The 801-nt window shown below is 72.3% G+C and carries 1 protein-coding gene; it reads right to left on the reverse strand.

Going from position 1 to position 801, the window contains the following annotated elements; genetic code table 11:
• Positions 1-801 (reverse strand): AMP-binding protein (locus tag IEZ06_RS35885; protein WP_189241121.1); only part of this gene is annotated, 801 nt, incomplete at both ends.

Consider the following 801-nt stretch of genomic DNA (forward strand, 5'->3'; position numbering starts at 1 on the left):
CGGCCGCCAACCGGCGGACCGCACCCCCCACCACCGTCACCACCGCCCGCTCCACCAGCGGATGCTCCTGCAGAGCCGCCTCCACCTCACCCAACTCGATCCGGTGCCCCCGCACCTTGACCTGATGATCGACCCGCCCCAGGAACTCCAACGTGCCATCCGGCCAGTACCGGCCCAGATCCCCCGTGCGATACCAGCGCAGCCCCCCCTCCTGCACGAACCTCGCCGCACTGCCCTCCGGATCACCCCGATACCCCTTCGCCACCCCCGCCCCGCCGATCCACAACTCCCCCGCCACCCAGTCCGGACAATCCCGCCCCAGACCGTCCACCACCCGGAAACACTGATTGGCCAACGGCCGCCCATAAGGCACCGACACCCACCCCGCCGGCACCACCGGCGGCACCCGGCACCAGTTCGACCAGATCGCCGCCTCCGTCGCCCCGCCCAGCGCGACCAGCCCGCACCCCGCAGCCGCCCCGGCCAACCGCGCCGACAGATCCAACGGCACCCAGTCCCCCGACACCAGCGCCAACCGCAGCGAACCCAACCGCCCCTGACCCGCCACCAGCAGCATCTCCAGCAACGCCGGCACACTGTTCCAGACCGTCACCCCGTACTCCGCCACCAGCCGCGCCCACACCGCCGCGTCCCGCCGCTCGCCCTCCCCCACCATGACCAGCGACCCGCCGGCCGACAGCAACCCGAACACGTCCCACACCGACAGATCGAAATCCAGCGCCGAGACCGCCAGCACCCGGTCCCGCTCCCCCACCCCGAACCGCGCGTTCACCTCCAGCA

Source organism: Planomonospora antibiotica (assembly GCF_014647955.1).
In the GTDB taxonomy this organism is placed as follows: domain Bacteria; phylum Actinomycetota; class Actinomycetes; order Streptosporangiales; family Streptosporangiaceae; genus Planomonospora; species Planomonospora parontospora.